This is a genomic window from Nostoc sp. S13, assembly GCF_029379315.1.
GTDB lineage: Bacteria > Cyanobacteriota > Cyanobacteriia > Cyanobacteriales > Nostocaceae > Nostoc.
On the sequence record NZ_JAQYWQ010000175.1, the window covers coordinates 1 to 10,249 of the forward strand.

The following is a 10,249-nucleotide window of genomic DNA, read 5'->3' on the forward strand; positions in this document are numbered from 1 at the left end:
GACATACAACGGGAAGAGTATCTCTATCTTATATTTAATTAAGTTGACCTACTTAGTAAATAAGCGCTCTCTTAATTCTTGTATATTATTAATCATTTCAACATCTTGAACTTTCTGGATGATGAATAATCTCTATCTTAATTATTAATTATCTGGCTAGTACAAAGCGGCAAAAATAAAGCTACCATCCTTTGTAGATCAATTTTGAAGATACCCAACAATGAAATTCAGCGAAATCCTCCGTCAATTTGGTGAAGCAGCCACCAATCATAGCCTGACTAGCAACCCAGACCATGACCCAGAAATTACTGGGGTAGCAGCTATTGATGAAGCTACTATCGGTACTCTCAGCTACGTAGAAGGTGCAAAGTTTGGGTCTTTTATCGGCAAGACCAATGCTAGTGCTTTAATTTTGCCCAAGGATGAAAAATTACAGTTGCTTGCACACCAAAGCGGTATTGTGTGGATAGCGACCTCAGATCCGCGACTGTTATTTGCCAAAACGATCGCACTTTTTTACCAACCATATCGCCCGATCCCAGAAATTCATCCCACTGCTGTGATTCACTCCAGCGCAAAAGTTGGTAGTGATGTTTATATTGGCCCCCATGCTGTGATTCAACAAGGGGTGGAAATTGGCAATGGCGCAATCATTCATCCGAATGTGGTGATTTATCCAGATGCCAAAATAGGCGATCGCACTACCTTACACGCCAACTGTACCATCCACGAACGCACCCGCATCGGTGCAGATTGCGTGATTCACAGTGGTGCTGTCATCGGTGCAGAAGGCTTTGGTTTTGTTCCTACCCGGACTGGTTGGTTCAAAATGCAACAATCTGGCTATACAGTCTTAGAAGATAGCGTAGAAATAGGCTGCAATACCGCCATTGACCGCCCAGCCGTCGGAGAAACCCGGATTGGTCGCAGTACAGTAATAGATAATTTAGTGCAAATAGGTCATGGTTGCCAAATCGGTGCAGGCTGTGCGATCGCCGGTCAGGCTGGGATGGCAGGCGCTGTCAAACTTGGTAATCGGGTAATCTTAGCTGGGCAAGTAGGAATTGCCAATCAAGCGAAAATTGGTGATGGGGCGATGGCATCGGCTCAAACTGGCATTTTACACGATGTTGCCCCAGGAGAAATTATCTCTGGAACTCCAGCCATTCCTCATAAACTATATCTTAAGGTATGTGCTGTTTATGGTCGCCTGCCAAATATGTATCAATCGCTAAAACAATTGCAACGTAAATTGAACAATAGCAATGATTAAGCTGCTGCTGTAATGCATTTAAATCCCCAACTTTTTAAAGAAGTCGGGGATCTTGGGCAGCAACTTTTTAAATATCTTTTAATATAGTTGTTAAATTATTAGTAGGTGTATGAATGAAGTTAATTAAAAGTCCGCTTCGCTACCCTGGTGGAAAATCTAAGGCAATTAATACAATAATTAGGTATCTGCCTTCTAATTTTTCAGAGTATAGAGAACCCTTTGTTGGCGGTGGTTCGATTTTCATTTACTTAAAACAAAATTTCCCAAAAATAGATATTTGGATTAATGATATTAATCAAGAATTATTTCTTTTTTGGAAGACTGCTCAATCTAGTTTAAAAGACTTAGTAAAAGAAGTACAACAAATTAAGTCCTCATCTTCTAATGGGAGAAGTTTATTTGAAAAAATGACAACAGTAGATGTAGAACAATTGTCAGATTTTGAACGAGCTGTTCGTTTTTTTATATTAAATAGGATAACTTTTTCGGGAACTGTAGAATCAGGTGGTTATTCTGAACAAGCTTTTTACAAGCGATTTACTGATTCTTCCATTGAAAGATTAGGAGAAATGAAAGATATCTTAAAAGATATTAAAATTACTAACTTAGATTATAGCAAAGTATTGAAAGCAGAAGGAAAAAATGTTTTAAACTTTTTAGATCCGCCCTATCTTAGCGTAACTAAATCTAAATTGTATGGAAAAAAAGGGGATTTACATTTGTCTTTTGACCATCATAGATTTGCAGATGAGATGAGAGAGTGTAAACATGATTGGCTTATTACTTATGATGATTGTATAAATATTAGAGAAAATTTTAAATCATTTTATTTGGTTGAGTGGGAATTACAATATGGTATGAATAACTACAAGCAAAAATCTGCATCCAAGGGGAAAGAATTAATTATTACTAATTATCCCCACAAGGAAGAAGATAATTTAGCTAAGGTAACGACCAATATAAACTATTCTAATTTCCAACAATTAAGTCTTTTTACTACATAGATAATATAACTTCCGGAACATCTATGTTGTCAGGTTTTGCATCAAATTTTACGTCTGGATTTTTTCTAATTATTGTGGCAGCATTATGTAATCGCATTTTGATTATCCAATTATTTGAAAATGTCAAAATTACATACTGATTTTCGCTTTCAGCTTTTACAGATGTTATTGAAGATAAATTTTCAAAGTTTTGAATAATAATTTGTTTTTTATTACTCATATAAATGAATTTATAATAATTAGTGTTTCCTATAAGGAATTTAAGAAGCAACTCAGCTTTATCTGAAGTTTGACAATGTATATTAATAAAACTAGATACTAATTTACATATTGGTTCGTAAAGCAATTCCAATTTGGTTGTATCATCTAATTTTTTAAATTCATTACATCCATCTATATTAAATATAAAATTATTTGTAATACTTTTATATTGATGCCTGAAAGTAATATCTTGTTCGCTATTTTTGTTATAACCGCATTGTCCCGCAGTCCGTGCAGGACGATGATGTTTAACAGCATTATGATGATGCTTAATAGACAGATTGATATTTTTTAGCTTTTTTAATTCAATTTGTATATCAGCTACAACTCCCTTCGTACCATGCCTATCAGTAAATCGGTCAATACTTATTTGATTATAATATTTTGATAAGGTAAATTCATTTTCAAGCCACTCATATATTTTTTCTGCACATCTAGAAAAGCTTATTTGCAAATCTTTCTTTAGCTCTCTATAGTGTAATTCATCTTTTTTTTGAATAGTTAATGCTGTTAAAGTAAGGTTGACTTGAGGTAAATGGTTTTGAAGAACTTGCACAATCACATACTCTAAAGCTCTTCCCTGCTGATTTGATAAATTGCTCATTTCAACCTGATAATCTTAACTTAGTTTAAATACTAAACTAACTTTTTTTGTGTAAAACTGCCATACGAGCAGTACAAATATCAGGCCATAAAGGAGTATTCTGCTCATCAAACCAACAAATATTAATTTCCCTGTCATTGCATAGATAGTCAGTTACCCAAGATATAGTAATTGGGTTTTCTGGTAAGACGAGACAAAGAGAAATATGTGGATCGTCAATAACACTTCGGTAACGGTAACGATACTCGTAGAGTTGACTTAATCCTTTGCGAATTTGTTCTAGTAAGCTATCACCACCACTTTTCATTTCAAAAATGAAAGATCCATCACCTGGAATCTTGGCAAAAAGGTCAATATGCTCATTTTCTTTTGGATTAGCACCAATATTACGAAGCCAAGATTCCATTTTGTCAATTAGCTCCTTATGTACTAAATTTCTTCTTTGTAGTTTTATTTTTGTAATCTCAGGATCAGCAATCTCTCTTCTTCGATCATAGGGATTAAGATTAGGAAGCTTCTCCGTTCGATCTCTAAAAGCATAAATTTCTGGTATGTGCTGAGGAATAGTAAGAGAAGTACCAGTAAGTAATGGTTCACTGGGCACTGTAGATTCAATAACTTTATCTTGCGTTAAAGCTTCAACAATATGAGAGTTAAGTATTTTGACTCCATCAAAATATCGCCCCCATTCACCACTAGCTATTACATCTTGAAGCTCATTTTCACTTGAACAATAGTCAAAGCCCTGGAATACATTATTTATATGAACTATTGCATTGATCTGCCTAATTAATTGATTTGTGTCTGCTTCGTTCACTCCTTCACGAAAGTGGATAGAGTTACGTGTTAAACTAAAAATTTCAGTATGTCTAAGTATATGAAACCTGTTTTCATATTTGATAGGATAACCAAGCTTTCCATCGCGAATATCCTGAAGTGTATTTGCAACAGTATCTATTAGACTTATCCACAAATAAACCTCAAAATAGCTGAAACCCTTACATAGCTGGCTTTTTAGCTTATATAAAACAGGAACCTCTAAAACCCTCTCCAGAGCTAGGTTTCAGCCAAATAAAGTTCTCATTTCCGGATAAGTCTATTGAAGGTAGCGCAACCTGGTTTACTTCAGAACAATTTACAAGACCAAAAATTTCATTAAAATAAATTGAGGCATTAAGTAAATCTACATTGCGAAGTTTAGCATCTGCTTTAAGAGCAATAACAATTGTTCTAACAGGAGAAAGATGAATTCCTTGGCTAATAAAACTTAATGTTCTATCACGTACATTAGTTTGTATCCGCAGGTGATTAGAATACCTACGATAGGCAGCACCCATTGCATTAGGGTATTGAAATAAAGGAAGTTGTAAACGAAGAAATGAAGCAACATCTGGCTCTTCTCTTATAAGAAACCGTTTTGCCGTCTCGCTAAGTTTCAAGAGCCATCCTCTAGGTGATTGCTCTAGAAAATAGATTCCGAGATAAGCTGGATATGCACTAATCTCATCACGAAATTTAGAAACATCTAGTCGCCCTCCTGAAGTGCGTGGTTTAGATGCTATGTCTTCTGCAAAATAAGAAGCTCTCGGACTAATTTTTTGTAAACGCTCCTCTAAAATTTTCCTATCGTAATTTAGTCCATCAAATTCGGAAAAAATAGCTGCTAATTCAGCAAGTTTTTCAGGCCATGTATCGCCACTTGAGTGAATTTTATGGCTAAAAAGGTCAGTAATCATAAATACAATATTGATTTAAAACTTTAAATAATCTAATTCAAGAATATCTATTAACTCTTCATAGGTCTTTTTTTGTTTAACCCCAAAAATATGCATTTTAATATGTTCAGCCAGTATTGCTGCAAACAAAGGTGGCACAGCATTTCCAACTTGCCTTATTACATGACGACCTTTTCCGTAAAACTCCCACCAATCGGGAAATGTTTGCATCCTTGCTGACTCTCGAGGAGTAACTTCGCGAGGAACAAAAGGATGTATATGTCCCTTGCCTCCGCCTTTATCAGAACCAACAATAATAGTGAAGCTAGGACGCTCAGGATGAAGCTTATTAATTCTTGTTTTGGTATCACGCTCACCAAAAACTAAACTTTTATATCTGTCAATAATTCGTTGGCTATGATTACGTCCAATATGATTAGCAATAGGAGAATCAACCCCAGTAACAGGTAAAAAACGAAGTGCTTCGCTAACAGTACGATAAGATTTTAGCGTAGCCAAAGTACTATTTCCATGAGTTATTTCCATCGGGGGAACATGCCGTCCATCTTTTGAACCAATAAAAAATATGCGCTCTCTAAACTGAGGAATACCATAATCTGCAAGTTGATAACTATGCGCCGAAACAGTATAAATACCACTTAATGTTAAAGATTGAATGATGTCTTTGTATAACTTACCTTCATGAATAGATTTCAGTCCTGCTACATTCTCAAAAATAAAAGCATCAGGTTGAATTTCCTGAATGATACGAAGATATTCCCAAACTAAATTTCCCCGAGGATCAGACAATCCTTGACGCTGCCCAAATACAGAAAAAGCCTGACAGGGAGGCCCCCCAATTACAATATTGATATGCGCTGCATCTAGTTTAGCTTCAGACAATAAGTCACTAGCTCTGAGCTTTCTAATATCAGCATTAATTGTCTTTGTATCCTTATAAAATTCATTTTTATCATTATTAATTTCCAATGTATTGCAACTGAAATTATCAATGTCACTAGCAAGACAAATTCTAAATCCAGATGCTGAAAAACCAAGGTCTAGTCCCCCGCCACCAGAAAATAAAGAAAGCGCGTTTAGCGTTTTTTTTGGTAATCTTTTCGATTGCCTATAAGTACAACTGTCTGTATCAAACTTAGTCATCTGTAGTTCAAGTGGTACACTCTCAAAATTCATAACATTCCTGATTAGTTCATTAAATTTTATGAAGATAAAGTTATTACTTCTGATAACAGAAGCTAATAACTTACCCAGATTGGGTTCTAGTGTTAGCGCAGTAGATAACCTCGAACAGTTGTCTGTGCATGATAAAGTTTACTCTATACTGCCGATTCATCGGCTATGAACTCTGATTATCTTTTTGGCTTACTGTTAATGACTTCGTGCCTTGCGGCAATAATGTCAACCAAATCAACATAAGCCCAAATATCGTAGGGGCTAGGCTGTACGGGGATGAGAACCAGATCGGCGGCTTTGACCGCAGTTGTACTGAACTTGGCAGACTAGAAGTCGCAGCTAAACAGACAAAACCCACGGAGGTGGGTTTGAAACTTTTAATTTTTCAAATGTTGAGGAGGGAGTGAGGGCAAAACGTCCAATGAACATTGTTGTACCCCTACCTTGTACTCCATAAACTAAAATCCTAATTTTTCCAACACTGGCTTTGTGGAAACAATGTGACGGTCTAAACCCAATTCTTTTGGACTAACCCCAAGTGCCAAAGCAATTAACTGAGGTAAATGCAACACTGGTAAACCTAGCTTCTGTTCAATCACCTTTTCTACCTCTGGCTGACGCGAATCTAAATTTAAGTGGCACAAAGGACAAGGCGTAACTATACAGTCAGCACCAGATGCCAAAGCGTCCTGAATATGCATCCCCGCCATTTTGAAAGATTGGGTAGTTGCATAACTAGAAAGCGGCCAACCACAACATTGTGTCCGCCCTCGGTAATAAATTGGTGTTGCACCTACAGATCGAAACATATTTTCCATCGCTTCCGGTTGGAAAGGGTCATCATAGGGCATAGATTTTTGGGCGCGGAGGAGATAACAGCCATAGAAAGCCGCACATTTTAATCCAGTTAACTTCCGGGTGACACGTTTGGTAATTTCCTCTAAACCGTAATCTGTTACTAAGGCGTAAAGAAGATGTTTAACCTCAGTAGTGCCGCGATAAGGCGAACAGCCTTCTTTATGCAGCAAGCCATTAACCTGTTCAATGTAGGCAGGGTTAGTTGTCTGGGATTCTTTCAGGTGTTCGTTGACGTGACCAATAACACCTTGACAAGTGCTGCAATGAGTAAGTAAGGGCAGATTTAATTCTTCTGCTAAAGCAATATTTCTGGCGTTGACTGTATCTTCTAGTAGTTGGGAATCTTCTTTAAATGTGCCAGAACCGCAGCAAGCAGCTTTTTTAAGTTCAACTAATTCAATGCCCAGTGCTTGGGTAAGCGCTTGAGTTGACTGGTAAAGTTCCCGACAAGCCCCTTGGGCAACACAACCGGGGAAGTAAGCGTATTTGAGTGTCTGAGATAGCATATAAGTATGTTTGGATTAGAGCGATCGCTCTAAAACAATAACTGTTTTATCATTACCTTGTTAGCACCGAAGTTGTGATGTTTAAGATTGGGCGACTTTTTAACCCTCTAGGTTCAAAGCTGCCGCTTCTACATATTCTGATTGCTAGCAAGGCTGTAAATACTGAACGAGACATTGTAAAAAATTTTAGCAATAATTGGAAAACCGAAGCATTTACACGGTATCGGCAATACCCTGTAAATGCTTCATTACCCAAGTGTTAAGAGAAAACTTCCCCCATTTTTTTTAGAAGAAAGGTTTTCTCACAGTAAAGCCCTTGGCAGTATGCGGGCGATCGCGCTTGACCGAAAAAATAGGATACAGAGCTACGCACTTCTAGGGCGGCTTTTTGATAAACTGCGAATGGAGTTAAAAATCCCCCTCTAGGCTCAAGACACGTTGAAACAGTTACGGTGAGAGCAGGCGTAGACAAAAGCAACTGGGCAATTGTCTAAAATTTATCCCAGAACCTCAAAGCAAGTCATTTTTTGCTTGTGTTCGTTAGTCGCGGGAGGGCATTCCGAGACTCAAAACGGACGTCGAGAGCTTGTAAGACCTCGGTAGAGGCTGTGCTTGTTGAAGCGTCAACCCCATTCAGCGACTACTTCCCGTTGGGGTGGTAGCGTGGTGAGAAATCATCGTTCCTTTAGGACGGTGAGGATGTCAAGATAAGATGTATATGCTCAAAACAATGTCTCCTCTAAATGAGCAGATTCTCGCAACTGGTTAAGGACTTTTATTATTTATGAGCCAAACGGAACTTTTTGAAAAGGTCAAGAAAATCGTCACCGAACAATTGAGTGTTGACGATCCTGCCAAAATCAAACCCGAGTCCAAGTTTATGGACGATCTAGGAGCAGATTCCTTAGATACTGTTGAGCTGGTGATGGCCTTGGAAGAAGAATTCGATATCGAAATTCCCGACGAAGCTGCCGAGCAGATTATATCGGTTCAAGACGCAGTAGATTACATCAATAACAAAGTTACGGCATCAGCTTAACTGGGGACTGGGGAAGGTGGGGCCCCCTCAGGGGATAAGGGGTAATGGGGATAGGGGAGATTTTTCTTCAGCACGTAGTCACCTAATGGTAACTTTAGGAACGTCGCGAAGGCTGACACTAATGCCAGTCGCTCTAAGTCGGTAAATCCGATGCTAGTGGCTCATAAAGGAAATCTTTAAAACCCTTCGGGTGACGCTCGTACCTCGCTGGCTCACCAGTACCTAGTCGCTAGTCTCGAATTTTTTGCCTGCTGCTTCTTGAAAAGTGACGCTTCTGCGTCGCTCTAAGCGAAGCCATGCCGAAGGCTTTACGCTGCACTAACAGATCGCCGGAAGCCGATGCCCCGACTTTTCGCTTTTTCGCCATTTTTAACTGAATCATGACAGATCATACACGTAAACGCGTTGTTGTAACTGGTGTTGGCGCGATTACACCTATAGGTAATACAGCAACAGAATATTGGAATGGATTATTGAGTGGACGCAATGGCATAGACTACATCACATTATTTGATGCGTCTCGCCATGATTGCCGCTTTGCTGGTGAAGTGAAAAACTTCGATCCACATGATTATTTGGACAGGAAAGAGGCCAAGCGCATGGATCGATTTGCCCAATTTGGGGTTGCGGCAGCAAAACAGGCTCTATCTAACGCGGAGTTAGTGATCAATGACCTGAATGCAGAACAGGTAGGTGTCATGATCGGTTCTGGCGTTGGTGGCATCAAGGTATTAGAAGACCAGCAAACTATCTACCTTAACCGTGGCCCCGATCGCTGTAGTCCATTCATGATCCCGATGATGATCGCCAATATGGCAGCAGGATTAACGGCTATTCACACGGGTGCTAAAGGGCCAAACTCCTGTCCTGTAACTGCCTGCGCTGCTGGTTCCAACGCCATCGGAGATGCTTTTCGTCTCATTCAAGGGGGATACGCCCAGGCGATGATTTGCGGGGGAACGGAGTCAGCTGTCACACCATTGTCAATAGCTGGGTTTGCCGCCTGCAAGGCACTCTCTTTTAGCAATGATCACCCGACTACAGCTTGCCGTCCCTTTGACCGCGATCGCAACGGATTTGTCTTGGGTGAAGGTTCAGGAATTTTAATTCTAGAAGAACTGCAACACGCCATCAGTCGCGGCGCTCACATTTATGCCGAAATGATCGGCTATGGTATGACCTGTGACGCCTACCATATTACCTCCCCTGTACCTGGTGGATTTGGAGCAGCTAGAGCGATAGAACTGGCCCTCAAGGATGCACGACTAACTCCCGAACAGATCAGCTACATTAATGCCCACGGCACTAGCACCCCAGCTAATGATTCAACTGAAACCTCAGCAATCAAAAAAGCTTTGGGAGAACATGCCTATAAGGTGGCAATTAGCTCTACCAAATCGATGACAGGTCATTTATTGGGTGGTTCTGGAGGTATTGAAGCAGTGGCAACAGTACTGGCGATCGCTAATGACCAAATTCCACCGACAATCAATCTGGAAAATCCCGATCCAGAGTGTGACTTAGATTACGTGCCTAACTCCAGCCGCGCTCAAAAAGTCGAAGTGGCAATATCCAATTCTTTTGGGTTTGGCGGTCATAATGTCACACTGGCCTTTAAGAAATACCTCTAAAAAAAGTCAGGAGGCAGGAGACAGAGGGAGATGAGGGAGATGAGGGGGATGAGGGAGATAAGGGAGATGAGGGGGATGAGGGGGATGAGGGAGACAAGGGGAATAACCAATGCCCAATGCCCAATGCCCAATGCCCAATGCCCAATGCCCAATGCCCAATG

9 protein-coding genes are annotated in these 10,249 nt (G+C 39.6%); 4 read left to right on the forward strand and 5 right to left on the reverse strand.

The annotated features are described in order from the left end of the window. The first annotated feature begins 220 nt into the window (after positions 1-220). A complete protein-coding gene (gene lpxD / locus PUQ00_RS30680) occupies positions 221-1,273 on the forward strand; it encodes a UDP-3-O-(3-hydroxymyristoyl)glucosamine N-acyltransferase (protein ID WP_300423572.1) in 1,053 nt (350 codons plus the stop codon). Between the two features lie 113 nt (positions 1,274-1,386). Continuing rightward, on the forward strand, positions 1,387-2,277 hold the full coding sequence (locus tag PUQ00_RS30685) for a DNA adenine methylase (RefSeq protein ID WP_300423574.1): 891 nt from the start codon (positions 1,387-1,389) through the stop codon (positions 2,275-2,277). On the opposite strand, the gene PUQ00_RS30690 is transcribed toward PUQ00_RS30685, so the two are convergent. The 5 genes from PUQ00_RS30690 to PUQ00_RS30710 all read right to left on the reverse strand — a co-directional run bounded on the left by PUQ00_RS30690 (position 2,270) and on the right by PUQ00_RS30710 (position 7,418). Continuing rightward, on the reverse strand, positions 2,270-3,142 hold the full coding sequence (locus PUQ00_RS30690; RefSeq protein WP_300423576.1) for a HaeIII family restriction endonuclease: 873 nt from the start codon (positions 3,140-3,142) through the stop codon (positions 2,270-2,272). The genes PUQ00_RS30685 and PUQ00_RS30690 overlap by 8 nt on opposite strands. Before the next feature lie 37 nt (positions 3,143-3,179). Then, a complete protein-coding gene (locus tag PUQ00_RS30695; protein WP_300423578.1) occupies positions 3,180-4,115 on the reverse strand; it encodes a hypothetical protein in 936 nt (311 codons plus the stop codon). Between the two features lie 46 nt (positions 4,116-4,161). Further along, complete coding sequence (locus PUQ00_RS30700; RefSeq protein WP_300423580.1) at positions 4,162-4,878, reverse strand: hypothetical protein; 717 nt, start codon at positions 4,876-4,878, stop codon at positions 4,162-4,164. A 15-nt stretch (positions 4,879-4,893) separates the two neighbouring features. Next, a complete protein-coding gene (locus PUQ00_RS30705) occupies positions 4,894-6,054 on the reverse strand; it encodes a DNA cytosine methyltransferase (protein WP_300423581.1) in 1,161 nt (386 codons plus the stop codon). Positions 6,055-6,512: 458 nt separating this feature from the next. Beyond that, positions 6,513-7,418 carry a CoB--CoM heterodisulfide reductase iron-sulfur subunit B family protein gene (locus PUQ00_RS30710; protein WP_300423583.1) on the reverse strand — a complete coding sequence of 302 codons (906 nt, stop codon included), beginning with the start codon at positions 7,416-7,418 and terminating at the stop codon, positions 6,513-6,515. A 784-nt stretch (positions 7,419-8,202) separates the two neighbouring features. Here PUQ00_RS30710 and acpP point away from each other — a divergent pair. After that, positions 8,203-8,457, forward strand: coding sequence for an acyl carrier protein (gene acpP / locus PUQ00_RS30715; RefSeq protein ID WP_292771358.1), 255 nt, complete (start codon positions 8,203-8,205; stop codon positions 8,455-8,457). Positions 8,458-8,837: 380 nt separating this feature from the next. Beyond that, positions 8,838-10,088 carry a beta-ketoacyl-ACP synthase II gene (fabF, locus tag PUQ00_RS30720; protein ID WP_300423587.1) on the forward strand — a complete coding sequence of 417 codons (1,251 nt, stop codon included), beginning with the start codon at positions 8,838-8,840 and terminating at the stop codon, positions 10,086-10,088. Positions 10,089-10,249: the final 161 nt, after the last annotated feature.